This window comes from Bacillus sp. DNRA2 (assembly GCF_012843265.1).
In the GTDB taxonomy this organism is placed as follows: Bacteria; Bacillota; Bacilli; order Bacillales; family Cytobacillaceae; genus Bacillus_BU.
Map to the genome: position 1 here is coordinate 1 of NZ_JABAIT010000028.1, position 16,326 is coordinate 16,326.

Annotated in this window: 18 protein-coding genes; 3 read left to right on the top strand and 15 right to left on the bottom strand. The window is 41.1% G+C overall.

The genetic code is table 11. The features are described from left to right. Nucleotides 1–138: 138 nt before the first annotated feature. The gene (pta, locus tag HHO41_RS18740) at nucleotides 139–1,110 is read right to left on the bottom strand and encodes a phosphate acetyltransferase (protein ID WP_169101526.1); all 972 of its coding nucleotides are present in this window, start codon (nucleotides 1,108–1,110) and stop codon (nucleotides 139–141) included. A gap of 292 nt (nucleotides 1,111–1,402) precedes the next feature. Between pta and hemQ the strand changes: the two genes are divergently transcribed. Next, a complete protein-coding gene (gene hemQ, locus HHO41_RS18745) occupies nucleotides 1,403–2,149 on the top strand; it encodes a hydrogen peroxide-dependent heme synthase (RefSeq protein ID WP_169101528.1) in 747 nt (248 codons plus the stop codon). Nucleotides 2,150–2,194: 45 nt separating this feature from the next. Here hemQ and HHO41_RS18750 read toward each other — a convergent pair whose 3' ends face one another. Together HHO41_RS18750 and HHO41_RS18755 are read right to left on the bottom strand one after the other, a co-directional pair. After that, nucleotides 2,195–3,034 (bottom strand): aldo/keto reductase, encoded by an 840-nt coding sequence (locus tag HHO41_RS18750; RefSeq protein WP_211171230.1) that lies wholly within the window; start codon nucleotides 3,032–3,034, stop codon nucleotides 2,195–2,197. Nucleotides 3,035–3,124: 90 nt separating this feature from the next. Next, nucleotides 3,125–3,769, bottom strand: a complete 645-nt coding sequence (locus HHO41_RS18755) for a bifunctional 4-hydroxy-2-oxoglutarate aldolase/2-dehydro-3-deoxy-phosphogluconate aldolase (protein ID WP_169101530.1) — start codon at nucleotides 3,767–3,769, stop codon at nucleotides 3,125–3,127. Nucleotides 3,770–3,924: 155 nt separating this feature from the next. On the opposite strand from HHO41_RS18755, the gene HHO41_RS18760 reads away from it, so the two are divergent. Next, nucleotides 3,925–4,689, top strand: coding sequence for an IclR family transcriptional regulator (locus HHO41_RS18760; protein WP_169101532.1), 765 nt, complete (start codon nucleotides 3,925–3,927; stop codon nucleotides 4,687–4,689). A 134-nt stretch (nucleotides 4,690–4,823) separates the two neighbouring features. On the opposite strand, the gene HHO41_RS18765 is transcribed toward HHO41_RS18760, so the two are convergent. The 5 genes from HHO41_RS18765 to kduI form a co-directional block, all read right to left on the bottom strand. Further along, entirely contained in the window at nucleotides 4,824–5,771 is a 948-nt protein-coding gene (locus HHO41_RS18765; RefSeq protein WP_169101534.1) for a sugar kinase, read from the bottom strand. A gap of 64 nt (nucleotides 5,772–5,835) precedes the next feature. Next, entirely contained in the window at nucleotides 5,836–6,828 is a 993-nt protein-coding gene (gene kdgT, locus HHO41_RS18770) for a 2-keto-3-deoxygluconate transporter (RefSeq protein ID WP_169101536.1), read from the bottom strand. Between the two features lie 218 nt (nucleotides 6,829–7,046). Beyond that, nucleotides 7,047–7,496: a NanQ anomerase/TabA/YiaL family protein gene (locus HHO41_RS18775; protein WP_169101538.1), complete on the bottom strand. Its 450-nt coding sequence runs from the start codon at nucleotides 7,494–7,496 to the stop codon at nucleotides 7,047–7,049. Nucleotides 7,497–7,530: 34 nt separating this feature from the next. Next, nucleotides 7,531–8,307 (bottom strand): 2-dehydro-3-deoxy-D-gluconate 5-dehydrogenase KduD, encoded by a 777-nt coding sequence (kduD, locus tag HHO41_RS18780; RefSeq protein WP_169101547.1) that lies wholly within the window; start codon nucleotides 8,305–8,307, stop codon nucleotides 7,531–7,533. A 56-nt stretch (nucleotides 8,308–8,363) separates the two neighbouring features. Further along, nucleotides 8,364–9,194, bottom strand: a complete 831-nt coding sequence (gene kduI / locus HHO41_RS18785) for a 5-dehydro-4-deoxy-D-glucuronate isomerase (RefSeq protein WP_169101549.1) — start codon at nucleotides 9,192–9,194, stop codon at nucleotides 8,364–8,366. Between the two features lie 276 nt (nucleotides 9,195–9,470). Here kduI and gerQ point away from each other — a divergent pair, with 276 nt between their 5' ends. Further along, a complete protein-coding gene (gene gerQ, locus HHO41_RS18790; protein WP_248278537.1) occupies nucleotides 9,471–9,977 on the top strand; it encodes a spore coat protein GerQ in 507 nt (168 codons plus the stop codon). 49 nt (nucleotides 9,978–10,026) lie between these two features. Here the strand turns inward: gerQ and HHO41_RS18795 are convergent, their stop codons facing one another. The 7 genes from HHO41_RS18795 to HHO41_RS18825 all read right to left on the bottom strand — a co-directional run bounded on the left by HHO41_RS18795 (nucleotide 10,027) and on the right by HHO41_RS18825 (nucleotide 16,298). Continuing rightward, on the bottom strand, nucleotides 10,027–10,398 hold the full coding sequence (locus HHO41_RS18795) for a DUF423 domain-containing protein (RefSeq protein WP_169101551.1): 372 nt from the start codon (nucleotides 10,396–10,398) through the stop codon (nucleotides 10,027–10,029). A 487-nt stretch (nucleotides 10,399–10,885) separates the two neighbouring features. Then, nucleotides 10,886–11,173: a DUF5327 family protein gene (locus HHO41_RS18800; protein ID WP_169101553.1), complete on the bottom strand. Its 288-nt coding sequence runs from the start codon at nucleotides 11,171–11,173 to the stop codon at nucleotides 10,886–10,888. A gap of 155 nt (nucleotides 11,174–11,328) precedes the next feature. Further along, nucleotides 11,329–12,360: a thiazole biosynthesis adenylyltransferase ThiF gene (locus tag HHO41_RS18805; RefSeq protein WP_169101555.1), complete on the bottom strand. Its 1,032-nt coding sequence runs from the start codon at nucleotides 12,358–12,360 to the stop codon at nucleotides 11,329–11,331. A 4-nt stretch (nucleotides 12,361–12,364) separates the two neighbouring features. Next, on the bottom strand, nucleotides 12,365–12,598 hold the full coding sequence (gene moaD, locus HHO41_RS18810) for a molybdopterin converting factor subunit 1 (protein WP_169101557.1): 234 nt from the start codon (nucleotides 12,596–12,598) through the stop codon (nucleotides 12,365–12,367). Then, nucleotides 12,591–13,055, bottom strand: coding sequence for a molybdenum cofactor biosynthesis protein MoaE (locus HHO41_RS18815; protein ID WP_169101559.1), 465 nt, complete (start codon nucleotides 13,053–13,055; stop codon nucleotides 12,591–12,593). The genes moaD and HHO41_RS18815 overlap by 8 nt, the downstream gene beginning before the upstream one ends. Before the next feature lie 70 nt (nucleotides 13,056–13,125). Beyond that, a complete protein-coding gene (locus HHO41_RS18820) occupies nucleotides 13,126–15,051 on the bottom strand; it encodes a molybdopterin biosynthesis protein (protein ID WP_169101561.1) in 1,926 nt (641 codons plus the stop codon). 14 nt (nucleotides 15,052–15,065) lie between these two features. Then, entirely contained in the window at nucleotides 15,066–16,298 is a 1,233-nt protein-coding gene (locus HHO41_RS18825) for a molybdopterin molybdotransferase MoeA (protein WP_169101563.1), read from the bottom strand. Nucleotides 16,299–16,326: the final 28 nt, after the last annotated feature.

Consider the following 16,326-nt stretch of genomic DNA (forward strand, 5'->3'; position numbering starts at 1 on the left):
AACCAGTCGTTTCATCGAAATGACGTCTCTGTCAGATAATTAAAAGAAGAGTGCTGACTGGATCAACACTCCATGCGACTGCCCGTCGCACAAAAAGCCAGTCCGAAAACTGGCTCGAGTCACTCACTTATCATCAGCTTACAGCGCTTGACCAGCTGTAATTAACGCAAGCTTGTATACATCTTCATCGTTACATCCACGAGATAGGTCGTTTACTGGACGGTTTAAACCTTGTAAGATTGGGCCTACCGCTTCAAAGTTGCCTAAACGTTGGGCAATTTTATAACCGATATTTCCTGCTTCTAAGCTTGGGAATACAAATACATTTGCATCACCTTGAAGCACTGAGCCAGGCGCTTTTGCTTTCGCTACAGACGGAACAAATGCTGCATCAAACTGGAATTCTCCATCGATGACAAGCTCAGGGTCACGCTCTTTAGCAATTTCAAGCGCTGCAGCAACCTTTTCAGTTTCCGGTGATTTTGCTGAGCCTTTTGTAGAGAAGCTTAGCATCGCCACACGTGGGTCAATATCAAACATTTGCGCTGTTTTCGCACTTTCGATTGCGATTTCAGCTAAATCATTGCTATCTGGAGCAATGTTGATTGCACAATCGGCAAATACGTATTTTTCATCGCCGCGAACCATGATGAATACGCCAGAAGTTTTTGAAACACCTTGTTTCGTTTTAATGATTTGCAAGGCAGGGCGAACTGTATCAGCTGTTGAGTGCGCAGCACCACTAACTAGTCCAACTGCTTTGTTTGTATGTACAAGCATCGTTCCGAAATAGTTTTCGTCAAGAAGAATTTTACGAGCATCCTCCTCAGTTGCTTTGCCTTTGCGACGCTCAACAAACGATGATACTAGCTCGTCCATTTCAGCATAGTTTTTCGGATCATAGATTTCGCAAGCTTCAACGGAAACATTCAATTCTGCAGCTTTAGCTTGAATCTGTTCGATGTCTCCCACTAATACAGGTGTTAATACTTGCTCAGATGCTAATCTTGCAGCCGCTTTCAAAATGCGTTCATCCAAACCTTCTGGAAACACAATTTTCAGGTCACGCCCGCTTACTTTTGCTTTCAAATCTGTAAATAAATCAGCCATAAATACCCTCCTTATAAACACTCTTTCTCTAGAATACTTTACCCAAAATAAAAATCAATATTCTACGATAATGGTAGCGCTTACAAACTAAAAGTTGTTCTATTCTTAATTTTTAAATTGTAAGAATTATTTTCCCTAAGACATTCACCTTTAAATATTATACATAAGCTAATCACTATTTTACAAACTATGACAAATTATACCATCATCAGAGTTTATTCGTAGGTGTCATGGCTAAACTATGTTATAGTAATGTTGAGAATTTTAGAAACACTTTAGGAGTGATTAAGTAATGAGTGAAGCAGCACAAACTCTTGATGGTTGGTATTGTTTACACGACTTCCGTACCGTCGATTGGACACTTTGGAAAATGTTATCAAGCGATGAGCGCCAAACAGCGATTCATGAATTTTTAGCGCTTGTTGAAAAGTGGAACCAAACACAGGCGAATAAAGAAGGCAGCCATGCTCTTTATACGGTTGTTGGCCAAAAGGCAGATTTTATGATGATGATTTTGCGTCCAACGATGGAAGAGTTAAACGAAATTGAAACCGAATTCAACAAAACAAAATTGGCTGAATATACGATTCCAGCACATTCCTATGTGTCTGTTGTAGAATTAAGTAACTATCTTCCTGCTGATGAAGATCCGTATCAAAATCAACAGGTTCTTGCACGACTTTTCCCGATTTTACCAAAAAATAAATATGTATGTTTCTATCCAATGGATAAGCGTCGCCAAGGCAATGACAACTGGTACATGCTCCCAATGGAGTCTCGTCGCGATATGATGCGCAGCCACGGCATGATTGGCCGCAAATATGCAGGCAAGGTGAAGCAAATCATTACCGGTTCTGTTGGTTTTGATGATTACGAATGGGGCGTAACATTATTCGCTGATGATGTGCTTCAATTTAAAAAGCTAGTTTACGAAATGCGTTTTGATGAAGTAAGCGCACGCTACGGCGAATTCGGAGCATTCTTCGTTGGAAATCTTCTAACTGAAGAAGGCGTCGCTAAATTCCTACATGTGAACTAATTACAAAAAGAGGCTGTCATCCAAACTAGATGACAGCCTCCTTTATTAAAAACCAAAACTCATTGTATCGGGATGCGATCCTGCACGGCTATCCTGATTTAATCTACTAATTCGCTCCATATCCTCAAGGGTCAATTCAAAATCAAATACCTGACTGTTTTCAATTATACGATGCTCTTTAATGGACTTTGGTATCGTCACGACTCCGTTTTGGAGATCCCAACGCAAAATGACTTGAGCAATCGATTTATTATATTTTTGAGCAATCTCATGAAGAACTGGTTCGTTCAGGAGTTGTCCTTGTTTTAAAGGCGACCATGCTTCCAATTGAATTCCTTCTTTTTTACAAAAAGCATGAAGCTCGGTTTGGGTTAAATGAGGATGGTATTCAACCTGGTTAACCATCGGCTTGATTTCTGCCTCACCCATTAAATCTTCTAAATGGTGAATTTGGAAGTTGCTAACACCTATCGCTCGAACACGTCCATCTTTGTTAAGCTTCTCAAACGCCTTCCAAGTCTCTTTATATTTATCCTTACCTGGCCAGTGAATTAAATAGAGATCCAAATACTCAAGACCAAGCTTATTTAAACTTGTTTCGAAAGCTGTCAACGTTGATTCATAACCTTGATCTGCATTCCAAAGTTTAGTTGTAATAAACAAATCCTCACGAGGAACACCTGATTCCTTTATTCCTTGACCTACACCTTCCTCATTTTGATAAAAAGAAGCTGTGTCTATGCTTTTGTATCCATTCCTAATCGCAGCTGCTACAGAATGAACAACCTCATCCCCGTCGGCTACCTTAAAAACTCCTAATCCCATCCAAGGCATTTTCACACCATTATGTAAAGTCACTGTATCTCTTAATTTTGTTGGCACCATTTTTTGTCCTCCAATTTTTCAAAAAATTCACCCCTTGTGCCTGTGCGTGGGTATCCCCACTCACGAGCACATAGGGCGAACACAACCTCTTTATTTTCTTGCCTCTTGAACCTTTGCAATATACTGTTTTGCATATTCGGTAATTGCCTCAAAATCGCCATTTTTCGCTGGAGCTACTAAGTTTCCTCCAACACCCACAGCGACACATCCATTTTTAATCCACTGACCAATATTATCTAAATCGACGCCGCCCGTAGGCATGATGTTCACTTGTGGAAGTGGAGCTTTAACCGCCTTGACAAAATCAGGACCGAATGCACTTCCAGGGAATAGTTTTACAATATCAACTCCAGCCTCTAAAGCCCTTTTCATCTCAGTAATGGTCATGCAACCAGGCATATATGGAATTCCATAAAGATTACATAGCTTAGCAGTTTCCTCATCAAAAGCTGGACTTACGATAAATTCCGCACCTGATAATATTGCAATCCTTGCTGTCGCGAAATCCAGAACAGTTCCTGCTCCGACAACCACTTTATCATTATTTTTATATAATGAAGATAGTTCATTAATTACTTCATCAGCATTTTGGACTGTAAGAGTGATTTCAATTCCATTTACACCCCCATTAACACATGCCTCTGATATAGCCACCGCTTCTTCCTTTGATTCTGCTCTTACAACTGCCACAACACCACATTCAGTTAACTTTGATAATATGTTTATTTTTTTCATGTTGTCCTCCATTTAACTGAGATTCGTCCCTTATTTTTCCATTATTAGTATTTTACAAAAGGTTTAACTTCCATTATCATGATAATAGAACAATGTTTCAAAAAAATATTATATCAATATGATTATTTAAACATCTAGATAAAGAGGAGAAGAAAATGTCTACTGTTCAATCATTGGAACGCGCACTTACGATTTTAAACAAGCTTTCTGAATATCCAGAGGGAATTCAAATCTCTCGTCTCGCCGAGCAGGTAGGATTAACAAAAAGCACGATTCATCGATTATTAACGACTTTAGCGAGCATGAATTATGTCGTAAAGGAAGAAGAAACGGACAAGTATAAGCTTGGATTACAAATCCTTTTCCTCTCTAGAAATATGTTAAATAACTCCAATATTATCTCAATTGCAAAGCCATACTTGGAAAAATTGAGCCAAGACGTAAATGAAACTGTCCATTTATGCATTGAGGATCGCGGTGAAGTCATCTATGTCGATAAAATTGAGAGCAATCAAACCATCCGAATGTATTCCCGAATCGGAAGTCGTGCACCGATGTACTGTACTGCGGTGGGAAAAATCCTGCTTTCAGGCAAGAATTCGGATGATTTCAATGAAATAGTTTCAAGCATTTCGTTCGTTCCGAAAACAGCCACAACGATTACATCTAAAGAAGCTTTTATAGAAGAAATCGATCAAGTTAAACGGCAAGGCTTTGCCTTAGATAATTCAGAGAATGAAGAATCATTGCGTTGTATCGCCGCTCCAATCTTTGATCATCGAGGTAAAATTATTGCGAGCTTCAGTATTTCCGGACCAGCAAACCGCGTGACGATGGATTTAGTCGATGAGAGATTAATTGAATTAGTTAAGCAATATAGTAATGCCATTTCAAGAAATTTGGGCTATACTGGCGCTTAGCTTTTCCAGGTAGGTATTCTTTAACGAGAATACCTTTTTTATTCAAATCCTCCGACATGATACGAAAAAACGAAAGTAAAGAAATCCGTGACGCTAATTTCTTTACTTTCATCCCTCATCATTTTGTTAAGTTATCATTTGACAAGTTCACTTTTCAAAAAAGCCTCAAGCCCATTTCGGTTAGGTAATCCGTCGTTATCTCCAGGTGACATTACTGCTAGTGCACCAATTGCTGTGCCGCGCTTAACAGCTTCCTTCAAATGAAGTCCCTCAAGAATACCGCTGACAACTCCAACAGCAAAACCATCGCCTGCACCAACCGTATCAACGACTTTTTCAACAGGGAAACCAGAAGTATAGAACTGTTCGCCCTCCGAGCTTGTGAAGGCTCCCTTTGGACCTAGCTTGATTACTACTGTTTTTACACCGGCTTGATGATAGTGCTCAGCAATTTGCTTAACATCCTCTCGGCCAGTAATCAGTCTTGCTTCCTCTATACCAGGAAATACAATGTCTGAATGACAGGCCAAATCATTAATTACATTGACCATTTCCACTTTATCAGGCCAAAGTCCTGGACGCAGATTAGGGTCAAACGAGATTTGCACCCCTCTTTTTCGTGCCTGACTCATCAGCTCGTAAACCATTTCACGACAGCTTGGTGATAAAGCTGGCGGAATTCCTGTTAAGTGAATGTGATCAAATCCATCCCAGTTTAAATTGGCAATTGTATCAAGACCCATATGAGAAGCTGCAGAATTTTTACGTGCAGAAAATACCTCTGGATCCCCGGTCAGTACCTTTTGCTTCCACATCATTCCTGTTAAATATTCTGGTTTATAGGTTAAGTAAGTTGTATCAATATCGTTTTGGCAAAGAAAAGTTTCAATGTGTCTTCCAAAAGGGTCATTTCCAACTTGAGTAATATAGGTAACCTGGTGCCCTAAGCGTGACATTCCGATTGCAAAGTTTACCTCAGCACCCGCTACATAGCGGTCATACCGTTCCACATTCTCAAGAGAACCTTCGCGATCCGCTACAAACAATGCCATAGGTTCACCAACAGTAATAATTCTGCTCATAGCCATTCTCCTATTCTATTAATTGAAAGAGAGACATACGTATATGTCTCCCTTGATTTGATTATCAAGCGATGGCCTTACTTTCTTCCGTAACCTGCTCTCCACCATTTTTCTTTTTCATATATTGAGACCAATATGCAGTTAAAATAGGCACTAATATAGCTGTTACGATTACACATGCTGCCACAAGAGCTGTCGCGCTTTGAGCAACAGGAAGGAATTCCGGTTTCATTTCTGCAATTATCATTGGGTTAGCTACGGCAGCCCCAGCTGTGCTTGATGCTGCAAGGCCTGCTGTACCATTTCCGCCGCCAAGGTATTTATCTGCTAACATTAACGGAATACCAGTAACAAAAATCACCAAGACACCCAAAAGAATTCCTGCAAGACCTGTTTTAGCAATGACACCAAGATCTATTGAGTTCCCTAAAGCAAAACCAAAGAACGGAATCATTGTGTGTGTCGCTTTACTAAAGAACACTCGTAAATCGCCATCTAAATTACCAAGAATAAAACCAATTAAGAAAGGTAAAACCGCACCTACAAATGCTTGTGGATGGAAAGCTGCTAATCCTGTAGAGCCAAGAATTAACATAGTTACAAGCGGACCTGATTCAAGTGACATTAGGACAAATGCGCCAGCTTCTTCTTTTGAGCCATATTGTTGCATGATTGAAGCATATAAACCACCGTTTGTCATATCCATTGCTGAGATAAGAGCTAGAACGGAGAATCCAGCAAAGAAACCTGTCTGAATTCCATTTTCAGGCATAAATTGAGAAGCAATTAAAGCAATTCCCCAAGCAACCGCTATTTTTGTTAAAACAAGTGTTCCAGACTTTCTTAGTACAGTACCCGTTGCTTTAATGTTAATACCGGCACCCATACAGAAAAACCAAACGGCTAAAATCGGCACAGTACCAGTCATTAATCCGTTAGTAAATGAACCAAAATACTCACCGGAGGTTGGAGCAAAAGTGTGGATTAGCGCCCCAAGGAATAGTGGAACCAGCATAAGACCGCCAGGGATCTTTTCGATCGTCTTCATAATTTTCATAGTTGTCTACCTTACCTTTCTGACTCTAATTGGATAATTTTGTTTCTATTGGTAGATTAATAAAATGATTGCTGTTTAAGTTCCTTGAATATTCTAAATATAAGCGTTTCCATTTTGTGCAACAAATCAGCTAATATTACACGCATTAGCAGCCTATATCTTCCCCCGAAAAAATCGGGGGGAACGCGGAGGAAGAATGATAGACTGAATAATATCCTTTAAACGATAACCTTCATAACAATTTTTCTAATACTTTGTTTTTCTCCAGCAACCACTCCTGCCATATGTGAATCCTCTGGAAAACAAATCATCACATCGCCAGGATTTAAGGTAACAAGAGTGCTGACATCACCTTTGAAAAAGGTGGCATCCTTAGCTTCATCATAGATTTCAGTAACCTGCTGATTATTTATATGATCGACCGCAATGTTTTCAGTGCCTACCAGAATGTAGTGAAAATCAAGATATTTCTGGTGTGCTTCCCAAAAGCATTCACTTGCTTCCTTTGTTTCGTATTCGTTCACGAAGAAAAATAATCCATTGTCCAATTCATGACGTCCGGCAGAGTATCGACTGAAGTCTACTTCTTTTAAAAGCTCAAATGTTGTTTGCAACTTTTCCGAATAAACTCCACTACCTGCTAAATCAGTTAACTTGCCAACAATCAATGCTCTCAGCCTCCATATATGGGTAACGTTTGCATTATCTGGCTAACCAGCCACCGTCTACAGCTAAAATGTGTCCATTCATATAATCCGATGCCTTACTTGATAGGAATACAACGATTCCCATTAAATCAGATGGGTCAGCCCATCTTCCCGCAGGAATACGTGAAAGGATTTCTGCATTTCTTTGTTCATCTGCACGAATCTGAGCAGTATTTGCAGTTGAAATATATCCAGGAGCAATTGCATTGATTTGGATATTATGAATTCCTAATTCGTTTGCAAATGCTTTTGTAAGTCCGGCAACCCCATGCTTACTTGCTGTGTATGGAGGAATAAACTTTCCACCTTGGAATGACAACATGGATCCGATGTTAATAATCTTGCCGCTCTTTTGCTCAGCCATCACTCTAGCTACCGCTTGACTTAGGAAATAGACAGCATTTAAATTGATGTCCATTACTGCATCCCAATCTTCTGCCTTATAGTCAAGGAGCGGAGTGCGGCGAATTGTTCCAGCATTATTGACAAGAATATCGATTTTTCCATAAGCACTTAAACACTCATCAACGATGCTGCTGATATTTTCTCTTACAGTTAGATCTGCTTGGCAAAATTGAACCTTTCTGCCTGTTTCTTCTATTAAAGCTCTGGTCTCGTCCCAAACCCGGTCATGCGTTACGATGAATAAATCTGCACCAGCTTTTGCTAAAGCGACAGCGTAACCTTGGCCAAGTCCGGTATTTCCTCCCGTCACAATTGCAACCTTATCTGTTAATTTAAAATAATCTAATGAAAAGTCCTCTAAACCCATTATTTTTGCCCCTCTCCTGCTGTTGAAATTTCTTTTTATATCTGTTGTGTTATTGCCTACCTTAATACATCCATCGGTGCAGCATCCATGTCGGTATAAGTTTTGTTTTCGCCTGCCATTGCCCAGATAAATGTATAATTACTCGTTGCACTACCACAATGAATCGACCATGGTGGGGATATAACTGCCTCTTCGTTTTTCATCACTAGATGTCTCGTTTCAGTTGGTTCTCCCATTAGGTGGAACATTCTAGCGTTTTCGTCTAAATCGATATATAGATATACTTCTGATCGACGGTTATGAGTGTGAGTTGGCATAGAGTTCCAAACACTTCCAGTATTTAGCTGTGTCATTCCCATCACAACCTGACAGCTTTGAATGCCTTCAAGATGAATCATTCGACGAATCACTCGATCATTAGCATTTTCTAACGAGCCCAGTTGGTCCCCTTCAACATCCTTGAAGGCTACATGTTGAGTTGGATATTCCTTATGTGCTGGTGCTGAAAACAAATAATATTTTGCTGGATTTTCAACAGATTCACTTGAGAAAATCAACTCTTGTTTTCCAAGTCCAATGTATAAACAGTCTTTATTTTCCATTTCATAGGAATTTCCATCAACACTTATTTTCCCTTTACCACCAACGTTAAAAATTCCAACTTCTCTGCGTTCAAGGAAATATTTTGCTTTTATTTCATCATAGCCTTGTAAAGAAATCGTCTCTTCTGCCGGAGTAATACCTCCAATAATCGTGCGGTCTTCCATGGAATATACAAGCTTAATTTGACCAAGTACAAATAACTCATCAACTAGGTAATGTTTACGAAGTTCTTCAGTTGTAAACGTTTTTGCATGATCTGGATGTGTTGAGTATCTTATCTCCATGAACACTACATCTCCTCATTCGTAAAAGAAATTTTAAAGCGCGCTTTTTGTTGTTCCGTATTGTGGAACGGTGTTTCATAATTTAATTATAGAGTATGATTTAAATTATTTCTAGATATTATTTTTCTATAACTGTGACAAATTTATGTGAAGTCAGAAGAGCTATGGTTTAAAGAGGGGCTGAAAAGAAGTAGCAATCATAATTTTCCAATTGGCTCATATTATTTAATTAGTGATTTTGTTTTATAAAAATGTGTTTCCAGGAGGGGAATTAATTTGAGCTATATAAATCCATATTTGGATTACAGATCATATCCTCAGGGCTATAATCCCTACGCTACAGGTGGAGGACAAATGCAAGGCGCTCCAAGTAAATTGCCTAGCTTTGGTGCTCAAGGTGCTTTTCCACCGTCTACAGCAGGCGGAGTTCCACCAGCTGGATTTCAGCAGCAGCAATTCCCGCAACAGCAAGCCCCGGTTTCAGCCATTCCGGGCATGCTCCCATTAGAAGAATCGTACATTGAAAATATTTTCCGTCTCAATAAAGGGAAGCTGGCGACTGTTTATGCGACGTTTGAAAATAACACCCAATGGAATGCTAAAGTGTTCAAAGGCATTATCGAAGCAGCTGGGCGAGATCATCTTATTCTCTCAGACCCGCAAACCGGGATGCGAATCTTACTGCCGATGGTTTACTTTGATTATGCGACGTTTGATGAGGAGCTTGAGTACGAGTATCCATTTGCCGGTGCTCCACAACTGGCCACCTATCCGCCACGTTAAACAAAGAAACTCCGCAGGTTCACGAACCTGCGGAGTTTTTGTGTGGTTATTAAAAATGTTTAACAGCGGCAACGATAATTAATACCCATGCGATAAGGAACGCTACCCCTCCAAATGGAGTAATCGCCCCAAGCACACTGATTTTTGTTAATGCCAATACAAATAAGCTTCCGGAAAACAGGATAATTCCCGCCAACATTAACCAGCCTGATGTCGTGACAAGAGAGCTTTGTGGCAGCTTTGCCGCAAGAATTCCAACGATTAATAACCCTAGGGCATGATACATTTGATATTGGCAGCCTGTATTCCAAATATCAATGTAATACTGGTCGAGCTTCCCCTTTAGCCCGTGTGCCCCAAATGCACCTAATGCCACTGACATAAAGGCATTGATTGCCCCTAAAATAATAAATATCTTCACTTTCTTCCCCATCCTCTTTATGATTTAAGAGCTAAATGTTAAGCTCTCACTCCCCAAAATTGCTTTGATAGTCCGGTTCATTAATTAGCTGACACATCTTGAACCTCTTTAAGTACCCATTTTCTTTTGATTTTTTCAAAATGGAGCACTAAAACTTTTTTAAGTGACCTTTTTGCTGACAATTTTCTAAAACAGGGCACTTAAGACCCTCTTAAGTTACCTTTTTTCCAATCATTTTCTAAAACAGGGCACTTATAGCCCTCTTAAGTTACCTTTTTTCTAATCATTCTCCAAAACAGGGCACCTATGGCCCTCTTATGTTACCTTTTTTCTAATCATTCTCTAAAACAGGGCACTTATGGCCCTCTTAAGTTACCTTTTTTCTAATCATTCTCTAAAACAGGGCACTTATGGCCATCATAGGTTACCTGTTTTTTGGTTTCCCACGAAAACAGGGCACTTAGTACGAACGAAACCATTGTCGGGTTTAAAAATCAAACAATGAATCGCCGTTTGCCTCGTCTTCATCTAGTTTTCGCCCTGGCGGCTGCCGAACTGGTTGAGATTGGGCCTGAAACATTGATGAGCTCACGCCAACCCCAAGCGCCGGAATTGCCTTCACTTGCACATCACTTCCTGCTTCATCCAAAACCAACTCGCATAATGTTTTAATGGCTTGGACTCTTTCTCGTATATTCGCTTCCGAAGAAGTCGTTTGTGCTTTGCGGATTTCTTCCTCCATTTTTTGGAGCAGCTTGTGTAATGGAATATTCACGTTTCCTCACCTCAGCACTTATTGTTAGTTTAAAGTTTTGTCAGGATTCGTCGTAATCTGTTAAAATACTGCTTCTATCATACCCGAAATTTTATATGAAATCATAATAGTTAGCTTAAAAACAAAAAACCCGTATCAAAAAGATACGAGCCTTGTTAACCCAACAGACGCTGGTAGATTGATTTTGCCTGATTTAAATCTTTTGTACCATGAATTAACGCACGCCCATCAGCGAAAATAACCATTCTTGTACCCTCGTACTCAACTGAGAGCAAATAAGGATTGGCCTTCACCTCATAACCTAAGGAAACAAGACTTTCCGCTAACACCGATAAATTTAGACCTTCTTGCTTAGGCGGACGAATTTGAACGGTATCGCGGCCGCATAAGACCGTTGATTTAGTCATATTTTCCACGTCAAGGTATGGGTAAGTCGGTCCACTACCACAGGACAAACAGCCTGGATCCTTTGCTTTGGACATTTTCATCGTCGAATACTGGTTGCGCCATAAATCAAAGCTGACAAAGCCCGGACGTACAGCCTCCCAATCTTCAACGAGAATTTTCATAGCTTCTGCCGCCTGATGGGCAATCACCATCCCAACAGCTGGAGCTATAATTCCACCGGTATCGCAGGTCATCCCTTGAATTGGAACCGTCTTTAACAAACAATTTAAGCAAGGAGTCACCCCTGGGATAATCGTAAAGCTCATACCGAAGCTGCCAACACAGGCGCCATAAATCCAAGGAATCTTGTATTTTTGCGAGATGTCGTTTAACATCATTCTCGTTTCAAAATTATCAGTTGCATCTAAAATGAGGTCGATGTTACCTGCACCGGCTCCAACAAGCTCCTCCAATAATTCTGGTGTCGCATCAGCAACAAGTGCGCGAATGTCAACTTCAGAATTAATTGCACGAAGTCGCTTTTCGGCTGCTGCAGCCTTTGGTAATTTTTCAAGAACATCATCTTCTGTGTAGAGCTGTTGTCGCTGCAAATTACTAGCTTCTACATAATCGCGGTCGATAATCGTTAATCGTCCAACTCCTGCTCTTGTCATCATCTCGGCGCTGCCTGAGCCAAGTGCACCAGCACCAATAATCAGCACATGCTTTTTTCCAATCTTACTTTGACCATCCGAACCGATTGGAGCGAATAACACCTGCCTTGAATATCGCTCACTCATACATTTACCCTCCGCTTACTGGTGGAATAAACGCAATCACATCACCGTCATTAAGGATTTCATCATTCCCGGCGAACTCTTCATTCACTGCAGTCATAACTGTATCGAGATTAAGTGCTGGATATTTTTCATTGATTAAGCTTTTGGCTTCAGCAACTGTCTTTCCCTCCAACTCAATACTTAAAAACTCCTCGCCAACTACATCGCGGAGGTGGGCAAAAAACATGACTTTATTCATGCAAATCACCTTCTTCTGGTTTTCCGGTCGGATAAGCTACGGTTTCGAGCTGGTTGCCAATCCATTCTTCGCCGTCCTCCCAGTGTTCTTTTTTCCAAATAGGTACGATTTCTTTAATGCGTTCAATCGCATATCGATTAGCATCATAGGCATCAGCACGATGTGGAGTTGAGACAGCTATAACGACAGCGACATCAGTAATCTCCAGCCTACCGACGCGATGAGTGATCGCCACCTGTGCTCCAGGCCAGCGCTCAGCGATTTCTGTTCCAATTTGTTCTAGCTTTTTCACAGCCATCGATTCATAAGCTTCATATACCAGATAAAGGGTCTTTTTACCCTTCGTAAGCTCACGAACTGTTCCGATGAAGGTCGTGATTGCACCTGCATCTCGTTGAACTACTTTATCAATTATTGACCCAATATCGATAGGATCTTTGGAAATAGCAAAATTCATTGATGGTCACCTCATTATGTTTCGTTGTATGATTAATAGGTTTGCCACATAAGAATGGGCTTACGGCGCGTTATGCCTCAAAGTAAATAGGCTCAGGGTTAATCTCTACCGTATAACCACCAATTTTTTCAACCTCAAGTCTGAAATCCTCACTTTGAATCACCTTAAGCAGCAATCGGCATTGCTCACTTTCAAAGAAAGCTTGAGACATTAACAAATCATAAGATTCATCAGCAACTGGCTGGAAATTTAAATCCATCACTTTCGCTGCCGAATATATTCCTAAACCACACGCCTTCTCGTCACCCTTTACCTCAGCGGCAACAGCGAGGTGCGAGAACATTTCGCGCTCATAACCGATAATATCATCGGCGGAAACGCCCGATTCACGAAGCAGCATGTCAAACAAGATTCTCGTGCCGGCCCCTTTTTGACGATTAACGAAATGTAGTTCTTTATCAACCAAGTCCTCAACCGACATGTCAGCAATTTGACAATCTTTTGGTAACATCCAACCTTGGGTTCTTTTTAAAAATGGATATAGAACAACGTCCTGTCCGGCCATGAGCTTCTTAACGTAAGAAATATTATATTCGCGTGTTTCAGGATCTAATAGGTGAATTCCAGCAACATGCGCTTCGCCTTTTTTTATCGCCATAATTCCCGCCATGCTGCCGACATGTGCTGAGACGATTTTCATTTCACTATTCTGACGTTTTAAGTCGGCGGATAACAAATCAATAGTTAAATCATGACTTCCAGTGAAAAGTAATGCGTTTTTTATTTCTGCCAAAGGCTTTAACAACTCAACTTCGACTAAATCGCCTTGTTCATAGCCAACCACTTCAGTCGGAACAATCAGCAAGCCATCGGCGCGGACATATGACATCGTCACACCCGCTGCGCGTGTCAACGGATTGGCTACGTACTGACCATTCACATAGCCGATATTCATACGAATAAAGTCTTCCGCTCCCATTGAGGAAACAATCCGGCGTCCGAGTTTAACCTCTACCGTTTGTCGCTTCGGTTCAGGAATTTGCAAGTACTTACATATGAGTGGTCTAACAAACCATTCAAGCGCTAGATAAGCTGAAACAGGATAGCCCGGAACTCCAACAACAATCTTGTTATTGATTTGCGCCAAAATAACCGGTTTACCAGGCCGAGCTGCAACACCGTGAGTAAATACTGTGCCGAGTTCTTGTAAAATATGTACCGTATAATCCTTCGATCCCGCTGAAGAGCCGGCATTAATCACAACAATATCTGAAGTCTCTGTAGCAGTAAGCAATGCTTCTTTAATTTTTTCCGGCTGATCACGAACGATACCATAAAGCACTGGTTCACCGCCCCAATCCTCAACAAAACCAGAAAATACAGTGCCATTAAATTCGATAATTTGACCTGGAGCAGTTGCCGAATCTGGGGTTACCAGCTCATTACCGGTTGGAATAATCGCCACTACTGGTTTTTTTGTTACCTTTACTTCTAAGATTCGTGCGGCAAGCAGTACTCCTAAATCAGCCGGGCGCAAGGTATGCCCTTGTGGGAATAGCATTTCTTCCTGAGCAATATCCTCTCCTATCGGGCGGATATGCTGCCAAGGTGTGGCTGGCTCAATGATTTCAATCGTCAATTCATCAATCACATCGACATGCTCGATCATAATCACTGCGTTGAATGGTGACGGAATCGCATTGCCGGTATCAACGTAAACAAATTGCTCATCCTTCGTTAAGCGAAGCGGATTTTGCTCGTGTGCTGTGAAAGTCTCTTCAGCCATTACTGCAATACCATCCATTGCCGAAGCATGATAATGTGGCACTGAAACTTTTGCAAAAACGGGCTCAGCAGTAACTCGTCCAAGCGCTTTGTTCGTTGCAATCGCCTCTGTTACAATCGGTAGGTTAAATGCAGACAAAATCTCTTCTTTTGCCTGATTTCGCGGTTTATCTTCTAAATAAATTTTACGTTTATATCCTTGTCGTTCCACGTAGCCGCTCCCCTTTATCTTGTTGGTAGTACGGGCACATATTCCCCTTGAAAAATTCCTTCCTTAGCAGAAACAATTTCGACAATCCCGTCACTCTTCACAAGTGTCGTAATCAAACCTGATTTTCCAATGATCGGCTCAGCCCACCATTCGCCATCCTGAAGAAACAAGCTTACCCGGATATAATCAGCTCGACCTGGGGCTGAAGCAATATTTTTGGTAATCTTAGCAAAGATACGCTCCGGTTTTTGCGTGATTTTTTCCCCTTTAAGGCGGCGAAGAATTCGTTCGCCAAATAATTGAAAAATAATCATCGCGGAAGCAGGATGACCAGGTAAGCCTATGACTGGTTTGCCTGAGGCAACAGATAGAATCGTCGGCTTACCCGGCTTGATCGAAATGCCATGGACAAATACACCAGGATCACCGAGCGATTGAATCACATCGGTTGTATAATCTTTGGCACCAACCGAACTGCCTCCTGATAAAATTAAACAGTCAACAGAATCAAATAATTGCTTTGCTTGCTTCGCAAACTGTATGTAATCGTCTTTCACAATTCCACCATAGATACAATTGATATTCCAATTCTCTAACAAACCTGCGACCGTTAAATAATTAATGTCGCGGATTTGACCAATTTCAAGTTTTTCAGTATCGTATGGGACTATTTCATCGCCTGAGGAAAGATAGCCAACTGTAAGGCGGCGGTACACCTTCACTTCGGTAATTCCGAGAGCAGCAAGAGCACCAAGCTCTTGTGGCCTTAGTTTAGTGCCGGCTTCAAGGACAATGGCAGAAGATTTAATATCCTCGCCCCGCTTGATGATATTTTCACCGGGAGCGATTTGCTTGTATGTATTTAACAGACCATGGATATCTTCACAATGCTCAATCATAATGACCGAATCAGCACCTGGTGGAATCATCCCGCCAGTCGGAACATAAACGGCCTCAGTTGGGCCAACTGGCTTTATCGCAGCTTCACCCATTTTCACTTCCCCGACAACGTTTAAAAATCCTGGCATCGTTTCAGACGCCCCGAAGGTATCCTTTGCCCTCACGGCGTAACCGTCTACAGTAGAACGGTCAAAACCAGGAACATCTTCATTTGCCAATACTGACTCACTAAGTACATAGTGGAGGGCATCCTTAATCGGTCGAATTTCAGTATCCTTGATACTTAAGATCATTTCATCGATTAAGGAGAAGGTCTCCTCCACTGTCTTCACTTTGAAAAATTCCATTGTCTTGTACACCCTTTCTCTGACGATG